The 23,745-nt window shown below is 71.7% G+C and carries 23 protein-coding genes and 1 pseudogene; 10 read left to right on the top strand and 14 right to left on the bottom strand.

The features are described 5' to 3' along the window. Window positions 1–12: 12 nt before the first annotated feature. The 5 genes and pseudogenes from BCL76_RS34440 to BCL76_RS34420 all read right to left on the bottom strand — a co-directional run bounded on the left by BCL76_RS34440 (window position 13) and on the right by BCL76_RS34420 (window position 5,469). Window positions 13–471: a response regulator gene (locus tag BCL76_RS34440; protein ID WP_109783315.1), complete on the bottom strand. Its 459-nt coding sequence runs from the start codon at window positions 469–471 to the stop codon at window positions 13–15. Beyond that, the gene (locus BCL76_RS34435; RefSeq protein ID WP_441350758.1) at window positions 471–2,024 is read right to left on the bottom strand and encodes a sensor histidine kinase; all 1,554 of its coding nucleotides are present in this window, start codon (window positions 2,022–2,024) and stop codon (window positions 471–473) included. The genes BCL76_RS34440 and BCL76_RS34435 overlap by 1 nt, the downstream gene beginning before the upstream one ends. 104 nt (window positions 2,025–2,128) lie before the next feature. Beyond that, on the bottom strand, window positions 2,129–3,424 hold the full coding sequence (locus BCL76_RS34430) for a PP2C family protein-serine/threonine phosphatase (RefSeq protein WP_109783313.1): 1,296 nt from the start codon (window positions 3,422–3,424) through the stop codon (window positions 2,129–2,131). 352 nt (window positions 3,425–3,776) lie between these two features. Next, window positions 3,777–4,241 (bottom strand): annotated as a pseudogene (locus BCL76_RS34425) (MarR family winged helix-turn-helix transcriptional regulator); the annotation flags it as partial. A 46-nt stretch (window positions 4,242–4,287) separates the two neighbouring features. Then, entirely contained in the window at window positions 4,288–5,469 is a 1,182-nt protein-coding gene (locus BCL76_RS34420) for a PP2C family protein-serine/threonine phosphatase (protein WP_109783311.1), read from the bottom strand. A gap of 101 nt (window positions 5,470–5,570) precedes the next feature. Here BCL76_RS34420 and BCL76_RS34415 point away from each other — a divergent pair, with 101 nt between their 5' ends. Further along, complete coding sequence (locus BCL76_RS34415; RefSeq protein WP_109783310.1) at window positions 5,571–6,071, top strand: MarR family winged helix-turn-helix transcriptional regulator; 501 nt, start codon at window positions 5,571–5,573, stop codon at window positions 6,069–6,071. Between the two features lie 112 nt (window positions 6,072–6,183). Next, window positions 6,184–8,574, top strand: a complete 2,391-nt coding sequence (locus BCL76_RS34410) for a bifunctional serine/threonine-protein kinase/ABC transporter substrate-binding protein (protein WP_146228487.1) — start codon at window positions 6,184–6,186, stop codon at window positions 8,572–8,574. Window positions 8,575–8,639: 65 nt separating this feature from the next. Here BCL76_RS34410 and BCL76_RS34405 read toward each other — a convergent pair whose 3' ends face one another. Continuing rightward, complete coding sequence (locus tag BCL76_RS34405; protein ID WP_109783308.1) at window positions 8,640–9,074, bottom strand: peptidase inhibitor family I36 protein; 435 nt, start codon at window positions 9,072–9,074, stop codon at window positions 8,640–8,642. A gap of 195 nt (window positions 9,075–9,269) precedes the next feature. Further along, complete coding sequence (locus BCL76_RS34400; protein ID WP_109783307.1) at window positions 9,270–10,271, bottom strand: helix-turn-helix transcriptional regulator; 1,002 nt, start codon at window positions 10,269–10,271, stop codon at window positions 9,270–9,272. Window positions 10,272–10,363: 92 nt separating this feature from the next. On the opposite strand from BCL76_RS34400, the gene BCL76_RS34395 reads away from it, so the two are divergent. Then, complete coding sequence (locus tag BCL76_RS34395; protein WP_109783306.1) at window positions 10,364–10,780, top strand: VOC family protein; 417 nt, start codon at window positions 10,364–10,366, stop codon at window positions 10,778–10,780. A 170-nt stretch (window positions 10,781–10,950) separates the two neighbouring features. Then, on the top strand, window positions 10,951–11,421 hold the full coding sequence (locus BCL76_RS34390) for a VOC family protein (RefSeq protein ID WP_109783305.1): 471 nt from the start codon (window positions 10,951–10,953) through the stop codon (window positions 11,419–11,421). A 75-nt stretch (window positions 11,422–11,496) separates the two neighbouring features. Here the strand turns inward: BCL76_RS34390 and BCL76_RS34385 are convergent, their stop codons facing one another. The 4 genes from BCL76_RS34385 to BCL76_RS34370 all read right to left on the bottom strand — a co-directional run bounded on the left by BCL76_RS34385 (window position 11,497) and on the right by BCL76_RS34370 (window position 13,722). Beyond that, the gene (locus BCL76_RS34385; RefSeq protein ID WP_109783304.1) at window positions 11,497–11,988 is read right to left on the bottom strand and encodes a hypothetical protein; all 492 of its coding nucleotides are present in this window, start codon (window positions 11,986–11,988) and stop codon (window positions 11,497–11,499) included. A gap of 336 nt (window positions 11,989–12,324) precedes the next feature. Next, entirely contained in the window at window positions 12,325–12,522 is a 198-nt protein-coding gene (locus BCL76_RS34380) for a CsbD family protein (RefSeq protein ID WP_109783303.1), read from the bottom strand. 267 nt (window positions 12,523–12,789) lie between these two features. Beyond that, complete coding sequence (locus BCL76_RS34375) at window positions 12,790–13,254, bottom strand: DUF5709 domain-containing protein (protein ID WP_109783302.1); 465 nt, start codon at window positions 13,252–13,254, stop codon at window positions 12,790–12,792. A 153-nt stretch (window positions 13,255–13,407) separates the two neighbouring features. Next, window positions 13,408–13,722, bottom strand: a complete 315-nt coding sequence (locus BCL76_RS34370; RefSeq protein WP_109783301.1) for a hypothetical protein — start codon at window positions 13,720–13,722, stop codon at window positions 13,408–13,410. Window positions 13,723–13,847: 125 nt separating this feature from the next. On the opposite strand from BCL76_RS34370, the gene BCL76_RS34365 reads away from it, so the two are divergent. The 4 genes from BCL76_RS34365 (at window position 13,848) to BCL76_RS34350 (ending at window position 19,087) form a co-directional block, all read left to right on the top strand. Continuing rightward, window positions 13,848–14,093, top strand: a complete 246-nt coding sequence (locus tag BCL76_RS34365) for a hypothetical protein (RefSeq protein ID WP_109783300.1) — start codon at window positions 13,848–13,850, stop codon at window positions 14,091–14,093. 179 nt (window positions 14,094–14,272) lie between these two features. Then, a complete protein-coding gene (locus tag BCL76_RS34360) occupies window positions 14,273–14,629 on the top strand; it encodes an STAS domain-containing protein (protein WP_109783299.1) in 357 nt (118 codons plus the stop codon). 679 nt (window positions 14,630–15,308) lie between these two features. Next, window positions 15,309–17,906: a rifamycin-inactivating phosphotransferase gene (gene rph / locus BCL76_RS34355; RefSeq protein ID WP_109783298.1), complete on the top strand. Its 2,598-nt coding sequence runs from the start codon at window positions 15,309–15,311 to the stop codon at window positions 17,904–17,906. Between the two features lie 116 nt (window positions 17,907–18,022). Continuing rightward, window positions 18,023–19,087, top strand: coding sequence for a hypothetical protein (locus tag BCL76_RS34350; protein WP_109783297.1), 1,065 nt, complete (start codon window positions 18,023–18,025; stop codon window positions 19,085–19,087). Window positions 19,088–19,117: 30 nt separating this feature from the next. Here BCL76_RS34350 and BCL76_RS34345 read toward each other — a convergent pair whose 3' ends face one another. Next, window positions 19,118–20,452 (bottom strand): alpha/beta fold hydrolase, encoded by a 1,335-nt coding sequence (locus BCL76_RS34345; RefSeq protein ID WP_109783296.1) that lies wholly within the window; start codon window positions 20,450–20,452, stop codon window positions 19,118–19,120. Window positions 20,453–20,521: 69 nt separating this feature from the next. Between BCL76_RS34345 and BCL76_RS34340 the strand changes: the two genes are divergently transcribed. Beyond that, window positions 20,522–21,139: a TetR/AcrR family transcriptional regulator gene (locus tag BCL76_RS34340; protein ID WP_109783295.1), complete on the top strand. Its 618-nt coding sequence runs from the start codon at window positions 20,522–20,524 to the stop codon at window positions 21,137–21,139. Between the two features lie 166 nt (window positions 21,140–21,305). On the opposite strand, the gene BCL76_RS34335 is transcribed toward BCL76_RS34340, so the two are convergent. Further along, window positions 21,306–22,100 (bottom strand): rhomboid-like protein, encoded by a 795-nt coding sequence (locus BCL76_RS34335; protein WP_181382860.1) that lies wholly within the window; start codon window positions 22,098–22,100, stop codon window positions 21,306–21,308. Between the two features lie 76 nt (window positions 22,101–22,176). Beyond that, window positions 22,177–22,731, bottom strand: coding sequence for a MarR family winged helix-turn-helix transcriptional regulator (locus tag BCL76_RS34330; RefSeq protein ID WP_109783294.1), 555 nt, complete (start codon window positions 22,729–22,731; stop codon window positions 22,177–22,179). A gap of 19 nt (window positions 22,732–22,750) precedes the next feature. On the opposite strand from BCL76_RS34330, the gene BCL76_RS34325 reads away from it, so the two are divergent. Beyond that, window positions 22,751–23,743, top strand: coding sequence for an EamA family transporter (locus BCL76_RS34325; protein ID WP_109783293.1), 993 nt, complete (start codon window positions 22,751–22,753; stop codon window positions 23,741–23,743). Window positions 23,744–23,745 lie beyond the last annotated feature (2 nt).

Here is a 23,745-nt window from a genome sequence, read left to right as displayed (position 1 = left end):
TATGTCCGGTCCTCACCGGGTGCGGGGCAGCTTGACGACGGTGATGAAGAAGTCGTCGATCTGCTGGATCGCCCTGACGAACTGGTCGAGGTCCACCGGCTTCGTCACGTAGGCGTTCGCGTGGAGCTTGTAGCTGCGCAGGATGTCCTCCTCGGCGGCCGAGGTCGTGAGGACGACCACAGGGATGTGGCTCAGGTCCGGGTCCGTCTTGATCTGTTCGAGCACCTGCCGGCCGTCGTACTTGGGCAGGTTCAGGTCGAGCAGGATCAGATCGGGGCGGGGCGCGTTCGCGTGCTCGCCCCGGCGGTAGAGGAAGTCCAGCGCCTCCAGACCGTCGCGCACCACGTGCAGCACGTTCCCGATCTTGTTGTCCTCGAAGGCCTCGCGGGTCATCAGCTCGTCGCCCGCGTCGTCCTCGACAAGCAGGACTTCGGCGGGGGCGGCCTGGGGCCGGTCGATGGGGATGCTCATCAGTGGTTTCCTTCGGTGGGTACGGGGAGCGGCGCGGCGTCCGCGGTATCGGCGGCGTCCGTGGCATCAGCGGCGTCCGCGGCGACGGGCAGGGTGAAGACGATCCGGGTGCCCCCGGTGTGGGCGGTGTCGATCCGGATCTGGCCGCCCGTGTGCTCGACGATCTTCTTGCAGAGCGAGAGGCCGATCCCCGTGCCTCCGTACGTCTCCCGGGCGTGGAGCCGTTGGAAGATGACGAAGACCTTCTCGGCGAACTCGGCCGGAACGCCGATGCCGTTGTCCGTGACGGCGAAGGTCCGGAAGCCCGGTTCCGCGGCGGGGTCGTCGACCTCCGCCACCTCGATGCGCGGAACGCGGTCGGGCGAGCGGAACTTGACCGCGTTGCCGATCAGGTTCTGCCAGAGCATCGTCAGGAGCGTGGGGTCGCCCACCACGTCCGGGAGCGCCTCGGGCCGGGTGATCTCGGCGCCGCTCTCCTCCACGGCAGCGGCCAGGTTTCGCACCGCCCGGTCCAGCGCGCCGTCCAGCGCGACCGTCTCGCGCGCGTCCTGGACCCGCCCCACCCGGGAGAAGGTCAGCAGGTCGTTGATGAGCACCTGCATGCGCTTGGCGCCGTCCACGGCGAAGTTGATGTACTGGGTACCACGGGCGTCGAGCTGGTCCCCGTAGCGCTTCTCCAGCAGCTGGCAGAAGGAAGCCACCTTGCGCAGCGGTTCCTGCAGGTCGTGCGAGGCCACGTACGCGAACTGCTCCAACTCGGCGTTGGAGCGGCGCAGCTCCGCCGCCTGCGCGTCGAGCGCGGCGGCCGTCCGGTCGAGCCGCTCGGCGTTGCGACGTGACGCCGTCAGCTCGGCGACGGTCCGGTGGCGCATGGCCTCCACCGCGCGCGCCAGGGCCCGCAGATCGGAGGGGCCCCGTAGGGGGATCTCCTCCTCGAAGGCTCCGTCCGCGACGCGCCGCGAGGCGGTCCGCACCAGGGCCAGCGGCCTCAGCACGCCCACGTGGAGCAGGACCGCGAGAGCGCCGCCGGCCAGCAGGAAGGCCACGATGATCGCCAGGAGGATGCGGTCGCGCTGTGTGCGGGCTTCGCCGAACGTGGTGCGCGCTTCGGACTGTATCCGGTCCAGGCGGGCTTGTTGCGCGGTGATCCGCCGGCGGACCTCGTCGAAGCGGTCCTTGCCGGTCTGGAGCGAGGGTGGGGGGCTCCCGCTGTCCACGGAGGTGATGGCAGGGATCGCGAACTCGTCCCGCCAGACCCGCGCGGCCTCCTCCACGGCTGCCAGGTCACCGCGTACCCCGGCCTCGCCGTCGAGGACCGTCGCCAGGCGCTCGGCGGCCACGCGCTCGTCGGCCAGGCCGCGGTCGTACGGCTCCAGCAGCGCGCGTTCGTCGGCCAGCAGGTAACCGCGGACGCCCGTCTCCTGGTCCAGGAGGGCCGTCTCCAGGCGGAGCGCGTCCCGCTGGGCGGGCAGGATCCCGTCGACGAGACGGTTTCCGGCGGTGGTCGTGTGCGAGAGGAGGGTGGCGCCGAGGGCGCCCGTGCCGACGACCATGAGGGCCAGCACGGCGAGCACGGTGGTCAGCCAGCCCTGCAGGCTGGGTACGCGGCGGTCCGGGGCCCGCACTCGGGACTCGGCGGTCGGCTCTGCGGGGGAGGTCACGTGGGGGTGTTCCATTCGAGGTGGAGTACGGCGACGTCGTCGGCCAGGCCGCCCCAGTCCGCGGCGAGGCCCTGCGCCGCCTGGATGAGGGAGTCGACGAAGGGTTCGGCGGGCAGGCCGGTGTGCCGACGGGCGATCTCCAGGAGACCGGCTTCGTCGAGGCGGTCGGAGCCGGGTCCGACGCGCCCTTCGATCAGACCGTCGGTGAACAGCATCACGGCGCCGCCGACTTCCACCGGGACGTCGGTGACGGGCCAGCCCGCGCCCCATCCGGGCATGATCCCCAGCGCGGGCCCACCGGGCACCGTCCGCAGCTCCACCCCGCCCGGGGAGCGGAGCAGGAAGCCGGGATGACCCGCGCGCTGCACGGAGACGGCGCGGCTGCCGGGAGCGCGGGTGAGGGAGACCAGAGTGGCGAAGATCTCCGGACCGGACCGCTCCGCCAGCAGGATCTGCTCCAGCAGACCGAGCAGTTCGGCGTCGCGGGCCCCGGCCATCACGAAGGACCGCCAGGCCACGCGCAGGCACACGCCGAGCGCCGCCTCGCTCGGGCCGTGTCCCGAGACGTCGCCCACGACGGCGTGCGTCGCGCCGTCGGAGGTCTGCACGACGTCGTAGAAGTCCCCGCCCAGCAGGGTCTGGGCGCGTCCGGGGTGGTAGCGGGCGCAGACGATGACGGCTTCGGCCGGGTCGTCGAGCAGCAGCGGAGTCGGCAGCAGACCACGTTCGAGGCGCGCGTTCTCCTCGGCCCGGAGTCGGCCGGCTTCGAGGGCGACCGCCGCCAGTTCGGTCCGCTTTCGCTGGATCGCGTACCGGATGGCCCGCATGAAGACGTCGGGCTCCAGGCGCCCCTTGACCAGGTAGTCCTGCGCCCCCGCCGCGACGGCGCTCAGCCCCGCCCGTTCCTCCGACAGTCCGGTCAGAACGACGACGGCGGCCTCGGCGGAAACGGCCAGGACCTTCTTCAGCCCGTCCAGGCCCTGGGCGTCGGGCAGGTGCAGGTCGAGCAGGACGCACTCGGGCGGTTCGGCCGCGAGCAGGTCGAGGGCGTCGGCGAGGGAGGCCGCGCGGCCGAGGCGGACGTCGATCCCGCTGTCGTCCACGAGCTCCTCGACGAGCACGGCGTCGCCCTCGTCGTCCTCGATGAGCAGGACGTACGGCGGGACGCCGTTCCACAGGGCCAGGGAATCGTCCGGTTCCCCGTCGGAGGCCTTCCGGGGTGCTTCCGCCGCCCGGGGAGATGGCGTGCGGGGCGCTGGGGGTCGGGCCCCCAGCCCGAGAGTGCTCGCCATGGCGTCGCGTCTGTCCTTTCTTCACCGCTGGAGGCGGACGCCCGACGGACGCCTGGTGCGCGGGCAAGCGTAGAGTGATCATTTGCCGTAGGGCAATGTTTTACGAACTCAATGATTGTGCCGTACCGGCGGACGGGAACCTGACCCGCCCCGGGAACGGCTCGCCTCAGGCGGTGTCCGCGATCCGCGCGGGCGTCCCCACCGGGCCGGCGCCGCCGGGCGCGGCGGCGCCCTCGGCCGGGCCGGCGCCCAGGGCGGGGCCGGAACCGAGGGCCGCATCGGAGTCCAGGGCGGAGCCGGAGCCCGGGGCCGGGCCTGCGGCCTCGCCCGGACCCTCGGCGGTGTCCGCGGGCGGACCGGCCGGCGGCGCGACCCCGCCGGCGGCCTCCCGGAACGCCTCCAGACCCGTCACCAGCGCGTCCACCGCTTCCGGCGCCATCCGGGCGAGGACCGCCGAGAACGCGCGCGCACGGATCACCCGCTGCTCCTCCAGCAGCGCCCGCCCACGGGGGGTGAGGCGCAGCTCCACCTCGCGCCGGCTGCTCGGGTGCGGGGAGCGGGTCAGCAGTCCCACGGCCTCCAGCCGGTCGCAGAGCCGGGTGACCGAGGGCGGGCGGGAGCCGAGCACGGCGCCCAGGGCCCGCAGGTTGATGCCCTCGGCCCCTTCGACGGCGATCAGCGCCCGCATCTGCGAGGTGGAGACGGCGGGAGACGCACCGTCCTGGCCGTGGGCGTGCAGTGCCGCGAGGAGTTCCGCCGCGGCTCCGAGAGCCGCCGCCGGGTCCTCGTGCGCACCGGATCGTCCGGGACTGGGCATACCACCACTGTGCCACCGTCCCGTTTCGGCCGGCTCCGAGACACCCCTACGGTTCGACCGGCTCCGTACCGGCCCGGCCGTGCCAGTCCAGACAGACGACCATGGCGTCGTCGGCGGCCTCGATGCCGCCCCGGTGTCCGGCCAGCTCCTCCAGCAACGCCCGGGGCACCTGAGCGGGCGGCAGCAACCGGGTGTTCATGATCGCCCGGGCCAGAGCGTGCCGGCTGTAGGGATCGCCGGCCGGGGACAGCACGTCGTAGACGCCGTCGCTCAGGAAGAACAGCCGGTCCCCCGGCAGTACCTGGAAGCGCTGGACGGTGTAGACGGTGTCCTCGAACATGCCGAGCGGCAGCTGGGCTTCGAGTCCGATCTGCTGCACCCCTCCCTCGCGCAGACGCCACAGACGCGGTGAGCCGGCGTCGATGACCTCGACCTCGCCGGTGTCCAGGCTGAAGCGGAGCAGCAGCATCGCCAGGTGCAGCCGTCCCTGGTACTGGCCGTACAGGGCCTGGTCGGCCAGTGACGCCTGGTCGGCGAGGTCGAGGCCGGCCCGCCGGGCGTTGCGCAGGGCGCTGACGGCGAGGCTGGTCAGCAGGGCGGCGTCGATGCCGTCGCCCATGCCGTTGTTGACGGTGAGCGTGAGGTGGTCGGCGGAGGCCGACCAGTCGAAGCTGTCGCCGAAGATGGCGTACGCGGGCTCCAACTGAGCGCCGAGGTCGTACTCGGGTCGGGAGCAGGCGCGTCCCGGCAGCAGCTGCCACTGCATCTCGGCCGCCAGGGTGAGCCGTCTGGCCCGCCGGGCCATGAGGAAGACGTCGGTATCCCGGTCGGCGACGAGGATCTCGTGGGCCAGGGCGTCCGCCACGTCCTGCAACGCGCCGAGGAGTCCGGGGTCGTACGCGCCCGCCGCGTAGTCGACGCTCAGGACGCCCAGGCGGTCACCGCGCACGCTCACCGGAAGGTGGACGGTGATCCCGTCCGCCTCGGAGACCACGAACGGCTCCTGCGAACCGAAGGCCCGGCCCTCGGGACTGTTGTACGCCGACACGGACTCCACGGTGAAGGGCTGCGCCGTGACGGGTTGGAGCCGGGCCGAGGCGTAGTCCGCCATCAGCAGCTCGGTGCTCCGTGCCCCGTGCTCCCGGGACAGCACCTCGCGGACCGTCTCGAACAGTCCGTGCGGGGCCGCGTCCCGCAGTGCGCGCTCCACTGCGTTGCCTTCACTCACCGGTCCGGTACCTGCCTCTTTCGTCGACTGCCAAAATAGGGGCCCAGAAGCCGGCGGTTCGCCGGGGAAGGGCAGCCCGTGGGCCCGGTAGGGAGTGTCACATGAGCGAGCGGGACATCGGCTCCAGGCGGCCCGTACGGTCGGCGGTGGCGGAAATGAGTGAGCTGATCGAGCTGTTGGAAGTGGTCTGGGAGCGGGGCCGCGACACGGTCAGCACCCCTCCCGTCTCCTCGGCCCAGGCCAGGGTGCTGTTCCTGGTCGACGGCAACGGGGGGATGAACCTGCGGGAACTCGGCAGGCTGCTGGAGGCGGCCCCGCCGTCGGTCACCCGGCTCTGCGACCGTCTGCAGGCCGTCGGCTTCCTGGAACGGCACCCCGGCTCCGACGACCGGCGCGAGGTGCTGCTCCAGCTGACGCCGGCCGGGCGGACGTACCTCGAACGACTGCGTGCGCGCAGGCAGGAGGCTCTGGCCGTGGCGATGGCCGCGATGCAGCCGGCCTCCCGCGCCGCCCTGGCGGCGGGGCTGGCCGACTTCTGCTCGGCCGTCGCCACCCCCCTCAGGCTGCCGGCCCAGCAGTCCGCCGCACCCCGGAGCGCCTGACGCCGGGCGGATCCGGCCGCGGCCGGGGGGGCGTCCCGGGCCTCGTCACCACGAGCGTGATCAAGCCATGATTCCGTCACCCGACCGGCCCATCAGGACCTAGAGTGTGCGCGTGACCGAGCAGAATCCCGAACTCATCGCCGGCCGCTACCAGCTGGTCGAACGCATCGGCCAGGGCGGCATGGGCCGGGTCTGGCGCGGCCTTGACCAGCAGCTCTTCGGACGCGAGGTCGCGGTCAAGGAGATCCTCTTCCCGCCCGGCACAGAAGACGACGACCGCGCCGCGCTGCTCCGGCGGTTCACGGGCGAGGCCCGCGCGGCAGTCACTCTCAGCCACCCGGGGATCATCACCATCCATGATGTGGTGGAGCATCACGGAGCCCCCGTCATCGTCATGGAGTTGGTCCGCGGGGAGTCCCTCGCCGCAGCCATCCGCAGCCGGGGCCGGTTGCCCGTGCAGCGGGTGGCCGAGATCGGCGCGGCCATGCTCGACGCGCTGGCCGAGGCACACGCGGCCCGGATCATCCATCGGGACATCAAGCCGGACAACGTGCTCCTGACCAAGGACCGCGTCGTCATCACCGACTTCGGCATCGCGCACCTGGCGGACGCCACGACCAAGCTGAGCCGCAGCGGGATCGTCATCGGCACGCCGCACTACATGCCGCCGGAGCAGCTCGAAGGCAAGCGCCCGACCCCCGCCAACGACCTGTGGGCGCTCGGCGCCACCCTCTACCACGCCGTCGAGGGACAGCCGCCGTTCGACGTGGAGGGCCTGCACGCCCTCGCCGTGGCCGTCTTCACCCGCCCGCACCGGCCGCCGGTCCACGCGGGACCGCTGGCGCCCGTACTGGACGCGCTCCTCGCGAAGGATCCGGCGCAGCGCGTGGACGCGGCGGAGGCGGCCCGCATGCTGGCCGCGGTGCTGCGCCCCTCGGCGCCGACACCGACGCCGGCACCGGAGGCGCCGGCACCGGAGGCGTCGGCGGAGCGGGCGCCCGAGCAGGAACCCCCGACGAGGCCGACTCCCCACTCCCCCACGGTCCTGGACTCCGGTGTCGGCGCCGGTGTCGACACCGGCGCCGACACCGAGCGGCGTCCCGTTCCGGACCGCCCGACGGACCCGCCCGTACCCGTACCCGTACCCGTACCCGCGCCCGTGCCCGCGCCCGGGGAGAGCGGCACGCTCGGAACTCCGGCCACGACGGAGCACGGCGAGCGCGTGTCCACCCGTCCGCGCACCCTCCCCCGGCGAGCCGTGGTGCTGAGCGCGGCACTGGCCGTACTGGTCACGGGCTCCGTCCTGACCTGGAGCCTCGCCCATGACGACGACACGCCCCGGGGCGGTGGGACGGCCGGCAACGGCTCGGCGGGGGCCTCCGTCACGGTGGTGATCGGCGTGGACGCACCGCTCAGCGGCGGATTGTCCTCGATGGGCGTCGGTATCAAGAACTCCGCCGACCTGGCGGCCAGGACCGCCAACGAAAGCGGACACGTACCCGGCGTGCACTTCGAGATCAAGGCCCTGGACGACGGGGCCGATCCCGCCAAGGGCGAGGCCAACGCCGCCCGGTTCGTGTCCGACGAGAAGGTGCTGGGGGTCGTCGGCCCCCTCAACTCCGGTGTCGCCAAGACCCTGGTGGCACCGCTCGCGCGGGCGAACCTGGCCGTCGTGTCCCCGAGCAACACCGACCCCGTGCTGACGTTGGGCCCGGACTGGGCGGCGGGTACCAAGTCCCGCCCCTACTCCACCTACTTCCGCACCATCGCCACGGACGTCGTCCAAGGGCCGTTCGGCGCGCGATACCTGCACGACAGCGCGAAGAAGACCAAGGTCTACGTGGTCGACGACGCGAGCGCCCACGGCACCGCCGTCACCTCCGGCTTCACGCCCGAGTTCGCGAAGCTCGGCGGAACCGTCGTCGGTACCGAGCAGGTCGATCCCGCGGAACGCGCTTTCGCGGGCCTCGCCACGAGGGTGCGGTCCTCGGGAGCCGACGCCGTCTACTTCGGTGGCTACTACGACACCGCGGCCACCCTCTCCCAGCAGCTGAAGCAGGCCGGGGTCGGCGTCCCCCTGATGGGCGGCGACGGCATCTTCGACGAGCAGTACCTCACGACGAACCCGAAGGCCGAGGGTGACCTCGCGACCAACATCGGCGTCGCCGCGGCGGAGTCGGCGGCCGGCCAGGACTTCCTCGACCGGTATCAGAAGGCGGGCTACCCGGAGGCCGCCGGCTGGTACGGCCCTTACGCCTACGACGCGACGTGGAGCCTGATCGAAGCGGTGAAGGCCGTCGTGAAAGCCAACGGCGGCGCCCTTCCCCCCGCCCCCGACACCCGGGCGAAGGTTCCGCAGGCCCTGGCAGGGACCACCTTCGACGGTGTCACGGGCCGCGTCGCGTTCGACGGGGCCGGCGACACGGTCGACCGCCGGCTCACGGTGTACACGGTGAAGGACGGCAAGTGGGCCATGGTGACGAGCGGCCCCGCCGCACGCTGACGCCGGTCGGCCGCGAATCTCGGCGACGAGACACCGCGACGAGACACCGCCGCGCCCGGGGGCGGTCAGGAAAGCCGGCACGTGTGGAACCGGTTGGAGTGGATGTTTCCGAACGACGCGGGGATGTGGGCGATGCCCTCGCCCGGGCGGACGGTTCGGCTCCGCCCCTGGTACTCGGTGCTGTTGTACACGGTGACGCATCGGCCCCATACCTGGCCGTTCCGGCGCCACGTCCCGGCACCGTTCCGGACCGACCCGCCGTCGTTGAATCCGACGTACGCGGTCGTTTCCGGGTAGCGCGGCATGTCCTGCGAGACGAAACTCGCCACGCCCGTGTAGTCGGGGCCCGTCCAGCCGCACACCCAGCCGGGCGTGCAGACCTCGGACGGGGCCGGGAGGGCCGCTTGCGCCGGCATGGTGACAGGGGCGAGGGCGAAGGCGGCGCAGGCCGCACCGCCCGCGAGTACCGCGGCCAAGGCGTGGACGGTCACGGAGATCACCACCGCTCCCGAAGGGCGGCAGGCCGCGCGACGGCCTGCGGGGCTTCTTCCATCGCACCCCCGTTCCGCCGTGATCGCACCCGGTGCTTCGGCCGTCAGGGCCGCCCGTGGAGTGCGTGGGGTGCCTGGGCGGGGTACCGGGTGACCTCCTCCAGGACCACGCGTCCGCCCTGACGCCGCCCCCCTCCCGGATCGTCATGGAGGTGGGCTTCGCCGGGCAAAGTCCGCGAGCCGTTCGGCGAAGGCCGCGACGAGGCCGCGTAGTTCCTCGGGGCGTTCGATGACGAAAGGTCGGTCCATCGAGGCGAGTACGGCAGGCAGCCAGTCGAGCCGCTCCGCCCGCAGTTCGACTCGGCACCAGCCCTCCGTCGCCGGATCCGGGCCGTCGGGCGAGGGCAGTTCCGCCACGATCGCGATGCCGGCGGGCAGTCGGGTGTGGATCTGCTCGGCGGTCCCCCGGATCCGCAGCGTCACCTCGTGCCGGTACGGCGCCGTGGCGAGCCCGGTCAGGACCCGACTCGCCGCATCGATGCCCGGTGGTGGTTCGAACGATCCGGACAGGGTCCGCACAGCGGTGATGCGGTCCAGTCTGAAGTTCCGATCCTCGCCCGTCGAAAGATCCGCCGCCGTCACGTACCACTTGCCCGAGTGGGCGACGACCCCGTACGGGTGCAGGGTTCGCTCGCTGCGTCGACCGTCGCCGGCGGTGTACCGGATCGAGATCGGCCGGTGATGGTGCACCGCGTCGGCGATCGGGAGGAGGATCGCGGGTTCCGGGGCGACGGCCGCCGTACCGGGGGGATCCGTGAAGGCGAGGGAGCCGAGCACGGCTTCGAGCCGTCGGCGCAGCCGCTCGGGCAGCACGCGCCGGATCTTGGCCGCCGCCGTCTCGCTCGCCGTGTCCGTGGCCACCGTCAGGCCCGATCGCCGGCCGGCCAGCAGGCCGAGCAGTACGGCCAGTGCTTCGTCGTCGCTCAGCATGAGTGGGGGCATACGGAAACCGGGGGCGAGCCGGTAGCCACCGTAGCGACCGCGCACCGACTCGACGGGCACGTCGAGATCGAGGAGCTGCTGTGCGTAGCGCCGTACGGTGCGTTCGTCGACGTTCAGCCGATCGGCGAGTTCGGACACGGTCCGGATGCCACCCGACTGCAGAAGCTCCAGCAGGGTGAGGACGCGAGCGAGGGGGCGGGGCATGACCGGAAGTCTCCCGCACATACCGGGCGGGTTCCGCCCGGTATTGGTCGTAGCGTGCGGGAACAAGCACCGATCGACCTTGGAGAAGACCCATGCAGTTCGTATCCACCCGCGTCATCACGGGCGATGTCGCCCGCCTCGTCGACTTCTACGAGCGTGCCACCGCAGTGTCCGCCACCTGGGCCAACGAGGACTTCGCCGAGCTCAGGACCGGCTCGGCCACCCTCGCGATCGGCAGCACCCGCACCGTCCCCCTGTTCGCGCCCGGCTCCGCCCGCCCGGCCGACAACCACAGCGTCATCCTCGAATTCCTCGTCGACGACGTGGACGGCGTTTACGAGAACCTGAGCGGCTTCGTCGAGGACTTCGTCAACGAACCGACCACCATGCCCTGGGGGAACCGCACGCTCCTGCTCCGCGACCCCGACGGCAACCTCGTCAATTTCTTCACCCCGGTCACACCGGCCGCCATCGCGAGGTCCGCTCGCCCGACCGGCCCGGCTCGCTAGTGCCGTGGCCGGAAAGGTTTGCCGGGTTGCGCGTCCGGTGCGGTGCATCGCAAGGCGGAGGGCCGCGACTCGTACCGGACGTACTTGCGTGGTCCGACAACGCGGCGAGGTGCCGTGCCGGGCGTCGCGACCCGGTGAACCTTGCCGGTCACGGCACTAGCATGCGAGGCATGGCCATCAAACTTGAGAACGTCGGCATCGCCGTCCGTGACCTCGAAGCAACGGTCTCCTTCTTCACCGACCTCGGCCTCACGGTCATCGGCCGTGACACGGTCAGTGGCGAGTGGACCGACACCGCCGTCGGCCTTGATGGCAATCACGCCAAGATCGCGATGCTCCAGACCCCGGACGGTCAGGGTCGCCTCGAGCTCTTCGAGTACATCCACCCCGAGGCGATCGAGACGCAGCCCACCCTGCCCCACGAGATCGGCATGCATCGCGTCGCCTTCTCGGTCGACGACATCGACAAAGCCCTCGAAACGGCCGCACGGCACGGATGTCATCCGCTGCGTGGTGTGGCGACCTATCAGGACGTCTACAAGCTGACGTACCTCCGTGGCCCCAGCGGCATCCTCGTGATGCTCGCCCAGGAGCTGAAGAAGAACACCTCCTCGGGCCGGACTTCCGCCGACGAGGACTGAACGGGTGCGCCGGCGCGATCGGCGGATCGGCGCGGGGGTCGGCCGGGCCGCCGAGCGGCCCGGCCCCTCGGCGGATCAGGCGTGGACCGAGACCCAGCCGGTGCACTTGCGCTCGCTGCCCTTCGCGATGCACCCGCGCAGCTTGTACGGGTGTCCCTCGGGCAGGTTGCCGGGCACGACCTTCATGTAGATCGCCTTGTGGCCGCGCGTGGAGGCGATGCGGCCGGTGCTCAATTCGGCCTCGACGGCCCAGCCGTCGGGGCTGATGTCTTTGGCGATCAGGGAGTCGCCCGGAATGTCGGGCGCGGGCTGCGGGTCGGCGTTCCAACGCGCGAAGCCCATGTCGTGGCCGTCCGTGGGGCTGACCAGGTTCATCGTGAACGACCCGTCCGGCTCCATCGCGGCAACGCCCGAGACGCCGGTCCTGGAGACGGAGAAGTCGATGTCGGACGAGAGGTCGCCCACCTCGTCCGCGCCGGCCGTCGCGGCCCCGGCCGTGAAGGCCACGCCGACGAAAAGGGCGGCCGAACCGAGCACCGCGCCGACGCGCTTGTGTATCGAACCCATGATTTCCTTATGTTCCCGCGCACGACGGCGCACCGCCGCGCGCACGCTCTCCCGCCGGCCTCGTACATCGCCGACGGTCGGTCAACACCACTGTAAACAGGCCCTGTTGAAGGGCTACTGGCGGGTATCGATCGAACCGCCACGCCTGCCGGGCGAGTTCGGCGGTTTCCCGGAGCGGCGAGGTCGGTGCGCCTGACGGTGCGCGGGGTGAACGGTTCGGGGAACATCGGCCGGCGCTCGACGCCGGCCCCGACAGGGGGCGGCCCCACGACGCCGAGGCGCCGGGGGCCGGTCCTGCTCCACCCATGAGCCACCGGATGGCTCGTGGGGGCTGGGTCAGGTCTTGTCGCGCTTGTCGCGCAGCGAGTCCTGGATTCCGCGAGCGCGCTCCTCGGCCTCGCTCATGGCTTCCTTCGTCTTGCCCTTGGCCTGGTCCATCTTGCCCTCGGTCTTCATCCGGTCGTTGCCGGTGACCTTGCCGACGGCCTCCTTGGCCTTGCCCTTGGCCTGATCCATCTTGCCCTTGTCCGCCATGGTGAACTCCTTGAGGTAGGAAATCCCGACGGGGCCCAAACTAGGCTGAAACAGACAAACGTGCGCGGCGAGACCATCTCTCGCCGTAGGTATGCGCGCCTCGGGCTCTGGGCCGTAGGCGTGAACATCGACGGGTGCCGTCACAGCGGTGCCTGGGCCACGGATCGGGCTGTTCGCCCCCGGTCCGCGACACCATCGGTTCCGACAGGGCGTCTGCCCCGTCGTCCTTCCGGCATGCGCCGGAGTTCACCGGATGGCCCGTGCCTCCTACAGGAACTGCCTCTCCTCGGGGTCCTCGATGAGATGCATGGCGGCTTCCTCCGCCGAGGCCGCCCCCGCGTCGATCCCCACGTCGCGCGCGAGGACGGAGTTCTGGTGGGGTGAGGCGGTGGCCGCGGCCAGCCGTCCGGCGCGTGGGCCGCCCGCCTGCGCGTCCATGGGCTCGCCCTCGCCGTCCACCAGGTCCCCGATACCGTCTCCCCCCGTGGGTTCCCGATCGGGCTCTTCCCGGGCGAGGCGTTCGTCGAGGGTCTCCCCCCGCCGCTGCGCCTCGCCCGTGGTGTCGTCCCGCTGCCTCGTATAGGGCCGCTCGGGCGGCGAGTAGCCCTGGTCGAGCAGGGCGTCCATGCCGAGCTCACCGAGGCTGTCGTCCATGTCGGGCTGCAGCTCGGAGGGCTCGTCCTCCGGCTGGGGCTGGTAGACGTCGTCGCCGCGGGCACTGGTCTCGCTCATGATCCGTCCTCCTGCTCGTCCCTCTCGTGGCGGTGGCCGGTGAAAGCACCGTCTGAACTCCTCCCCCACCCCAAAGTACGACGATCACGCGGATCGGTGGGATTCCGTCCTCGGAAACCCTCCAGCGTCAGGCCGGCTGCGCCAAGGCGCGGATCAGTCGGCTTCGCTCGCGAGTCGCAGGGCGAGGTCCTGCAGGATCTCCTGCGCGGACGCCTCCGCCCCCGTTCGGTCGAACGCGTCCGCGACCGCCTCGAAGGCCAGCACGAATCCGCTGATCAGGGCGCTGAGCGGACCGGACAGCTGATCCAGCATGGCGGACCCGACCTCCGCCGCATCGGCGTCGGCGGGCACGAGGAACTCCGCTGGCGTCACCTCACCGAGCAGCGACGAGACGTAGTCCGCGTCGATCCCGCTCCGCACACCCGTCAGTGCCCCGATGGCCTTCAGCTTGATCTCGTTGTCGGTCATCCCGCGAGCGTACGGCGGAGCTCCCCGCGGGGGCCGCCGGCATACCGCGCGCCCGAGGTGACTCGACTGTGCGTGGCCGGGTAGGCGTACGGGAGAGGGGGAGCGGGCACGGAGGAGGTGCGTACATGAGCGCGGCGGGCGAGAACGGGGAGCGGCCGCTGGCCCGACGACCTCGGATGCAGCACGAAGGCGGCACCGCGGACGAGCACGGGCGACGGCCGGGAGCCCCTACCCGTACGGGCACCGGGGCACAGCCGGCGGCGGACGCCGAGCGGGTCGGCCGGGCGAACGAAAGCAGGACGAGGACCGCGCGGGTACTCCACCGGAAGAAGGGCGAGCGACCCGACGAGGAGGACGACCGGCCGAGGTAGCCGACGACGCTCCGCCGGCCGGCCCGGCGGGCGGCTTTCACACGGTCGGCAGGAGGCCGGCACCAGGTCGGCACCAGGTCGGCTTTCACATGATCGGTCGTTCGCGCGCATGCAACCGTCCGGTCAGGGCACGTGGCCGGTACACAAACAGTTGCGGCTTGCCCAGCGAAGGAGTGTCCGTGCTGCCCATCAAGGTGACCGACAGCGGAGTACTGATAGTCCGGCTGCAAGCCGACCTCGACATCGGCCGTCGGGCAGCGACGACGTCGACGATCGATGGGCTGTTGACCGCCCACCGGTCCACGCCCGTCGTGCTCGAACTGTCCGACGCCGTGCTCAGTCCCGCGGCCGTGAGCATCGTCGTCAGGGCCGACCGCATGTGCCGCGAGGCGGGCACGGCGGCCGCAGTGGTCACCTCCAGCGCGGAGGCACGTCGCACCCTCGGGGTGGGTGCCGGAGCGCAGGCACCGGACGTCCACGCCACCGTCCCCTCGGCCGTCGCCGCCCTCGCCGCCGGGGTCGGTTCGGTGGCGTAGCCGTGGAAGTCGCCGTCCGGACGGCGCCCCCTACCCCGTCACGCCGACGCCGACGCCGGCAACGACCCGCGCAGCGCGCTGCGGCCGTGGTCCCGGCTCTCGCGGATGTGGGGTGCGAGGCGGTCCTCCAGGACGAGACCGCCCGCACAGGCGAAGCGCCTCCTCGACCGACCGTGGCAACCGTGGTGGGCCCGCAGGCCTCCTCCAGGTTCGAAAGCGGCTCACGTCGGCGGGCCGCGCCGTGCTCGAAACGGTGCGGCTGCCCCCGGCGGAGCGCGGCATACGGCGCGCGACAGCGCTCTTCGGAGGAACGAAACGGAAGGTGTTTTCCCGCGGCCAGTGGTCGTCGGGCTCAGCTGCGCGAGACGGTGATCTACGACGGTACCGACCGGGCCGCTCGTCATGAGTGACGGCGATCTCCATCAGGCCGACTGTGAGGGGCGAGGGGAGTCCCTCCCGCCACTCTCAAGCTATAGCGCACCGGGGGGCTTGCCACAAGACCCGGGGTACGGCGGAGAATCCTCGACCGAGGCCACAACCTGCGGAAACGGGGCTACGACGTGCGTGTCGAACCAAGGATGAATACGTGCTCGACGAGAGGTTCGACGAAGCGAGAGGGGCCGGTGGTGCGATCGGCCGCCACAGGACGACGGAACACGGCCGCCTCGGAGGTGGCGCAGTGATCGAGCAGTACGTGAGGGGTCTACGGCAGGTCGACCCGGCGCAGGTCGCGCTCGTCGGTGGGAAGGGTGCGCACCTAGGCGGACTGTCGCGGATCGAAGACGTCCATGTGCCGGATGGCTTCTGCGTGACCACGGACGCCTTCCGCCGGATCATGGCGCAGGCACCGTCGATCGACGATCAGCTCGATGCGTTGTCGCGCGTGAACCCCGACGACCGGGAGGCGGTCCGGACGCTCAGCGCGCGGATCCGTCGAACCATCGAGGAGGTCGTCGTCCCGGACGATCTCGCCGCGGCGATCACCGGCGCGCTCGCCCGGTTCGGCGAGCAGGCCGCCTACGCCGTCCGATCCAGCGCGACGGCCGAGGACCTGCCGACGGCCTCCTTCGCCGGTCAGCAGGACACGTACCTGAACATCGTGGGGCCGGCGGCGATCCTTCGGCACGTCAGCCGGTGTTGGGCATCGCTGTTCACCGAGCGGGCCGTGACCTATCGCCGGCGCGGCGGCATCGACCACCGTACGGTTCTCATGGCCGTGGTCGTGCAGCGGATGGTGGTCCCGCACGCGTCCGGCATCCTGTTCACGGCCGACCCGGTCACGGGCAACCGGAAGGTCGCCACCGTGGACGCGGGCTTCGGCCTCGGCGAGGCCTTGGTCTCCGGCCTGGTGAACCCGGACGTCTTCAGGGTGTGCGACGGCGAGGTCGTCGCCAAGTCGATCTCTGTCAAGGAGCGTGCCGTTCACGCGCTGCCCGCCGGCGGCACGCGGGAAGTGACGGTCGACGCCCGGCGGCAGGAGCAGCCGGCGCTGACGGACGCTCAGGCCGTGAGCCTCGTGCAGCTCGGGCGACGGATCGAAGCGCGTTTCGGCCGCCCGCAGGACATCGAGTGGTGTCTGGTCGACGACGGCTTCCGGATCGTCCAGAGCCGGCCGATCACGACGCTGTTCCCTGTCCCGGAGGCCGGCGACGAGGAGAACCACGTCTACGTCTCCGTCGGCCATGGGCAGATGATGACCGATCCCATGAGGCCCCTGGGGTACTCCATGTGGCAGCTGACGGCCATGGTGGCGATGCACGAGGCCGGCGGGAGGCTGTTCGTCGACGTCACCGGGCGCCTTGCCTCGCCGGCGAGCCGCGCCGGTCTCCTCGACGCCCTGGGTAAGGGTGATCCGCTGGTCAGGGACGCGTTGGAGACCGTTCTCGAGCGCGACGGCTTCGTCCCTTCGCTCCCGGACGCGGGTCCCGGCGGGCCGCCGGCCGGCGGCGCGCCCGCCCCGATCCGGACCGATCCGGCCGTCGTCACCGAACTGATCGAGCGCAGCCGGGCGTCCATCGCCGCCCTGGAGCGCGACATCCGGACGAAGACCGGGCCGGAGCTCTTCGACTTCCTGCTGGAGGCCTTCGAGGAGCACAAGCGGGTGCTCAGCGATCCGCTGAGCATTCAGGCGATCATGGCGGGGATGGAGGCCACGTGGTGGCTCAACGACAAGCTGCAGGAGTGGCTGGGCGAGAAGAACGCGGCTGACACGCTGACGCTGTCCGCTCCTGACAACGTCACGTCGGAGATGGGGCTGGCACTGCTCGACGTCGCGGACGTCGTCCGGCCGCTGCCGGAGGTGGTGGCGTTCCTGCGGGAGGTCGAGGACGAGGACTTCCTGGACGCGTTGGCGAAGCTCGCGGGCGGGGCCGAGGCGCGCGCCGCCATCGAGGCCTACCTGGACCTGTACGGCATGCGCTGCGTCGGGGAGATCGACATCACGAGGCCGCGTTGGCGGGAACGCCCCACCACGCTGGTGCCCGTACTCCTGGACAACGTGCGGAACTTCGAGCCGGGCGCTGCCGAGCGGCGCTTCGAGCAGGGGCGGCAGAAGGCACGGCTTAAGGAACAGGACGTACTGGCCCGCTTGCGGGCCCAGCCGGACGGGGACCGGAAGGCGGACGAGGTCCGGCGGATGATCGAGCGGGTCAGAACCTTCATCGGGTACCGGGAGTACCCGAAGTACGGGATCATCAGCCGCTACTTCGTCTACAAGCAGGCCCTGTTGCGGGAGGCCGAACGCCTCGTGCAGGCGGGTGTGCTTCCTGAGCGGGAGGACGCCTTCTACCTGACGTTCCAGGAACTCCATGACGTCGTGCGCTCGAACGGGGTCGACGACCGGCTGATCCAGGAACGCAAGGAGGCGTTCCGCTCGTACCACGAGCTCTCGCCGCCGCGGGTGCTCACCTCCGACGGTGAGGCCCTCAACGGAGCGTACCGCCGCGAGGACGCGCCGGTCGGAGCCCTGATCGGCCTGCCGGTCTCCGCCGGGACCGTGGAGGGGAGGGCCCGCGTCGTCCTCGACATGGCGGAGGCCGATCTCGAAGCGGGCGACATCCTGGTCACGACCTTCACGGACCCCAGTTGGTCCCCGCTGTTCGTCGGGATCGCCGGCCTGGTCACGGAGGTGGGCGGCCTGATGACCCATGGCGCGGTGATCGCCCGGGAGTACGGCTTGCCGGCCGTGGTGGGCGTGGAGCGGGCCACCTCGCTGATCCGCGACGGGCAGCGGATCCGGGTGCACGGAACCGACGGGTACATCGAGATCCTGTCCTGAGCACGCAGGTCGCGTAGGCGCTGACCGGGGTTCCGTCGCCGTCGGCGCCCTGTGCCATGATGCGAACGCGCGTCCAAGGGGTGGGCCGCTGACGGACGATGGCCAGGGGGTTGGGGATGGGAGCGGGTACGGAGCCGGACGGTTCGTCCAGGTCCGACGAGGAGTGGGAGCGGTTTCTGCGCGAGTCGGTGGCGGGTGCCGCCGACGCTCCCACGGAGCCGTCGGCACGAGCCCGCGAAGTGACAGGCCGGCTGCGTACCGAACCGCCCAACGGCTCGGAGGCCTGGCGCGGTTACACGCCCGCGCGGCCCGCGCGGCGCACCGGCTGGTACCTGGTCGGACTGCTGGTCTCGTTGGCGCTGCTGGTGGTGGCGTTCGTGCCCGGGCGTGTGGTGGACCTGTTCGCCGGTGACGACCACGCCGCCCCGGCGAAAGCGGGCCGAAACCCCACCATGGACGAGCCGTTCCGCGGCTCTCCGGCGGCCGACTGGGCGAGCGGGGCGGCGGGGATCACCGTGCCGGAGGCCCGGGCGGTCGGCTGGATGAGCGCGGCCCAGGTCGAGCAGGCCCTCGCCCGTAGCCGGGACTTCATCGTCACGTCCGGCCTGGACCGAGGGGTGCTGCGGGGCGAGCGCCCCGAGCAGGCCATCGCACTGATCAACCCGCACCAGAAGGACGTCCAGGACCTTCTGAAGACCGCTTTCCAGACCCCGACCGAGAAGAACGACCCGCTTCTCCTCTTCAGTCGCTTCCAGCCCTCCCGCAGCCAGTTGGTCGGCGACGTCGTGAAGACCAAGGGCCAACTCACCTACCGGGAGGGCGAGCGCGGCGCGCTGCAGGTGACGGCCGACGTCACCTTCGTCTACCCGGTCACCCGCGCGGACGCGGGCGCGGGCGGGGACGGCGAGATCGTCCGCACGATCGTCCGGCGTGAGCTGGTCCTGAGCTGGGACGACCCCGACAAGGTGACCACGCAGCCGGGCACGTTCTCGATCGTCTCGTACAAGTACGACATGACCAACGGCGGTTGCGGCGCCCCGACGGGCTATCTCACGCCGCCGTTCGGTGACGAGCGCCGGGCGGACGAAGCCGGCGAGGAGGTCGACCCGTACGACCGCGACGCACCGGTCGCGCAGGGCGGCTTCGGCGCGGACGAGTGCGGGAGGGCCACGCGGTCCTAGAGATGCCCTGGGCGTGCCGATCGGGCCGGATCATCCGTGGTCGCGCAGGAAGGCAGCTATCTCGTCCCGGGTCGGATGGTTCGGCAGGGGCGCCGGCCGGTCCTGAAGGAACGCGGTGATGACGGCGGCGGCCCGGTCGTTGTTGTCGTCCAGGCCGTTCCACATGTGGTGTCCGACGCCGGGCATGTACTGCGTGCGCCGGACGGCTGGGTCGTCGGCGAGGACGGCGGTCGCCCATTGACGGACCTGGGAGGAGCACTCGGCGATCATCAGCATCGCGGGGGTCCGGGACTGCCGTAGCAGCGGTGCGATGGCGGGCGAGTCCTTGACCGTCTGCTGGACGCGGAGACTGGCAGCGGCGCTGAAGGTGAAGTTGTGTGCGGTGTCCTCGGCGGGGATGCGGTGCGCGTCGCGCGCGCAGTAGGCGGATGCGGTGTCGCTGCCTAGGTCGGCGGCCGTGAACGCGTTGGCCCCCTCGGCCTGTCCGATCAGGCCGGTGTCGGGGGTGAGGAGTCCGAGCCGCATGAGGCCGAACGCCACTGCGTACCGGGGAACGTGCGTGGATCGCGGTCCGCTCATGGCCGGCGCCAGGCCCCGTGCGGATTCTCGGCCCTTGTGCCCGGCGATGTGCGCGGTGGGACCGTCCATGGGGCCGGGCTCGGCGATGATCGCCCGGTGCACGCGTGCGGCGACGCTCGGGGCGGCCAGGGCCCGGGTGAGCACGACGCCGCCTGAGGAGAACCCGAGGACGTCCACCGCGCCCCGGTCCAGGTGGTCGACGAAGGCGGCCAGGTCGCGGACCGACCTGTCGATCGTGTACCGGCCCATGGGGAGCAGGTCACTCCGTCCGCCGCCGGCCTGTTCGTAGGCGTAGACGTCATGTCCCTGGCCTGCCAGGAGTTGCAGGAAGCGGTGGTCGAGCACCGAGATGCCGCGGACCGGGCCGCCGGCGAGGTACACGAGCGGGACGGGGTGCGGGGCGCCCTGGTTCGCGGGCGGGTAGTGGTACACCGCGACCCGACTGCCCGTGGCCAGGCTCCAGTGCTGGGTGGCCACGAACGGCAGGGCGGGCGGGAACCGTCGGTCCGTCGGCACGGTCGGGATGCAGACCGTCGCCGTCAACGCCGCCGCGACGACCACCGGCAGGAACGGCACGAGCCGCGCCGGCCCCGTGCGGCGCCGCCCCCGCCCTATCGCGAGGACGGCCCCGATCCCCAGGGTCGTCAGCCATGCGGCGAGCCCGGAGCCCGCCCCATCCGTGAGCGCGATCAGTGCGATGAAGACGACGACCAGCGCCCCGACGGCGGCCAGGGCGAGCAGTGAGCGTCCGATCGAGCGGACGAGGCGTACGGCGGATGTGGGCACGGCGATCCTCCAGCAATTTCAGAACGCTGTTTCAAAACGACGTTATCAAAGGCCGGTAGGCTGCTGGTCGTGGGTAGGCCGAGAACGAACGACGAAGCCGTCAGAGAGCGACTCGTGTTGTGCGCAACGGAGATGCTCGCCACCCGTCCGCGGGAGTCGGTGACGCTCCGCGCCGTGGCCGCGGCCGCCGAGGCGTCGACGACGGCGGTGTACTCGCTGTTCGGCGGCAAGGACGGCCTGTTCGGCGCGGTGCGCGACAGGGCCGTCACCGGCCTGTTCGAGGGCCTGTCGGCGGTGTCGACCTCCGCGGAGCCTCTCGCGGACCTCTACGCGCTGGCCGTCGCCTATCGCGGTTGGGCGCGCGGACACAGCCACCTGTACGCGGTGCTGTTCGGCGGTGTGCAGTCCTTCGACCCGTCAGGACCGGTCGGTGCCGGTGACCCGATCCGCCCGCTCCTCGCGGCGATCGATCGCGGCTTGGCGGCGTCCGTCCTGGCCGGCGAGGCACGGTCGATCGCCCTGTCGATCTGGGGGACGCTGCACGGGCTCGTGACGCTCGAACTGGCCGGGGCCCTCGACACCGACACGGCCGAAGCGGCGTTCCGCTCGACGATCCACGCCACGTTGCGCGGCTGGACGACCCCTGAGGTGTTCCGCAGCCTCCGGCAAGCCGAACCCGCTCCTTGACGGATCGGGGAACGGGATCAGAGGACGGGATCAGGGGACGGCTTCCGGGGGCCGCGGTCCCGACCGGGGGTGATGCGCGGTCGGTCGGCCCCGGCCCGCCGCCGACGGGCAAGGGGCCGGGGCCGGTCGGGCGCGCGGGCTCCTGCCGCAGTCGGGGCGGCGACGCTCAGGTCGAGGGCGGCGTCTCCCCCACGGCTGCCGGTGGCGTCGGGTCCGTGACGGTGACCCGGTCCGGGCCGAAGTCGCTCGCCGTGGCGGGCAACGGAGCGGCGGCGCGGATACCTTGCCGCCGGAACGCCGGGACAGCCAGCAACCCGAAGCCGAGCAGCGCCGCCAGGACATGGCCGATCGTGGTGAAGTCCGGCAGTGGCGCGGACCAGTCGGCGCCGCCGAGCGGCCATGCGAGGACGAAGACGGCCCAAGGGAGCCGGCCACGGCGCGGCAGGGCGAGCGTACCGATCGCCAGCACGGTCTGGGCGCCGTAACTGACCCCGTAGTCCAAGGACTGCCGCACGGCCGTCGGATACCAACCCTGCCGCAGCGCGACGACGATGACGACAGCGGTGAGCAGGGTGGCCACGACATGCCCGCCGAGGAAGACGGCTATAGCGCGCCGCTTCCCCCATCGGTGCTCCACCCAGGCCAGGAAGCAGCAGACGCCGAGGCCCAAGGTGATGAAGGTACCCACGAAGTCGGTCGACGCGATGTCCGTGAGCGTGCCGTCGAAGAACAGCACGCTGCCGAGCAGTGCGGACAGTGGGTGGTCCTGCAGGTTGTCCAGGTTGGTGCTGAGGTGGTCCAGTACGCCGGCCGCCCGATCGGCGGACAGCCCCTGGCCGATCCAGACATGGCCGACCAGGAGCAGGCAGACATAGGCGAGGGTCAACGGCGCGCGGCGCGGGTACGCCCGCACGGCGCGGAGCGATCTGCCCCAAGGACCCGACGGTGACGGAGAGTTCATACCGTGGCATTCTCCAGGTCGAGCCGGGGGCCGAGATCGGCGGGTACCGGGGGGGGGCCGGCCGTGCTCCCCCGCCTCAGTCCTCCAGCCGGGAGAGCCAGGCGGTGAGCAGCGTTTCCAGTGCCGCGGCCTCCTCGGGCGTGACGAGGTCCAGCAGACGGCGTTCGTTGCGCATGTGGTCGGTGAACGCCCGGTCGACGAGGTCGCGCCCGGCCGAGGTGAGGGCGACGATCCGGCCGCGCTGGTCGTCGCCGGAGCGCCGGCGGGTGACGAGCCCGGACCGTTCCAGGCGGTCGATCCGCTTCGTCATCGCGCCGGTGGTGACCATGGTGTGTGCGGCGAGTTCACCCGGCGCCCGCTCGAAGGGCTCACCGGCGCGGCGTAGTGCGCACAGGACGTCGAACTCGCCTTCGCCGAGGCCGTAGCGGTCGTAGACGAGGCGGAGTTCCGCGCCGAGCCGGTCGGCGAGGCGGTGCAGTCGGCCGATCACGCCCTGTGGGCCGACATCGAGGTCAGGCCGTTCGCGGCGCCAGTCGGCCTGGATCCGGGCCACCCGGTCCAGCGACGGTCCGTGCTCCTGTCCGTCCTGTCCGCGCTGCCCGTGCTCCCCCGACGATGCATTTGCTTCCATGGAAGCTACAATACCTTCCATGGAAGCAAATACGCGCTGGGTGGCACTGACCGCTGTGGCGCCGATCGTTTGGGGGGCCAACTACTTCGTCACCCACGCGTTCCTACCGGCGGACCACCCGCTGTACGGGGCCGCCCTACGAGCGCTGCCGGCCGGCCTGGTCCTGTTGGCGCTGTGCCGCCGCCGGCCGCACGGCGTGTGGTGGGGGCGGTCCGCCGTCCTCGGGCTGCTCAATGTGAGCGTGTTCTTCGTCCTCGTCTTCGTCGCCTCCCAGCTGCTGGCGACGAGCGTGGCCTCGACCGTCATGGCCGTCTCCCCCTTGATCATGATGCTCGCCGCCTGGCTCCTGGTGGCCGAGCGTCCGGGCGTCGCCCACCTGGCGGGTGCCGCGATCGGGCTGGGCGGAGTGTGCCTCATGCTGCTCGGGGGCACGGGCGGGATCAGCGTGCCGGGCGTCCTGGCCTCGGCCGCGGCGGTACTGGTTTCTTCCTTCGGCCACATCCTGGCGAAGCGGTGGGGCACCTCTGCCGCCGACGCCGGTGTGCTCGCCTCGACCGCCTGGCAGCTCACCGCCGGCGGCCTGCTCCTGCTGCCGGTCGCCGTGGCCGTCGAGGGCCCGCCGCCGCCGATGTCCCCGTCGGCCTTCCTCGCGTACTGCTACGTCGGCCTGGTCGCCACCGCGCTGGCCTTCGTCGTGTGGTTCGCCGGTCTTCGCCGTCTGCCCGCCGGGACGGTGGGCCTGATAGGGCTGCTCAACCCGGTCACGGGGGTGCTGCTCGGGACGGCGGTCGCCGGGGAGGTACTGACGGGCCGACAACTGTGCGGCCTGGCGCTGGCATTGAGCGGAGTCGCCCTGGGCCGCCCCTCGGGCAAGGTGCGGCAGCCCGGCTTCCCGGACCGGGCGGCCACCGGCCGGGCCCGACCTCCCACGGCGAACGGCCGGCCGCTCCTGACGGCCGTCGGGTCCCCGACCCGGCCGTTCTATGGTGGGGGCTCCGAACGGAGAGGGTGACC

It is taken from the genome of Streptomyces sp. CG 926 (genome assembly GCF_003148825.1).
GTDB lineage: Bacteria > Actinomycetota > Actinomycetes > Streptomycetales > Streptomycetaceae > Streptomyces.
Note: the sequence above shows the minus strand (reverse complement) of the source record. Positions and strands in the feature narration are given on the sequence as shown.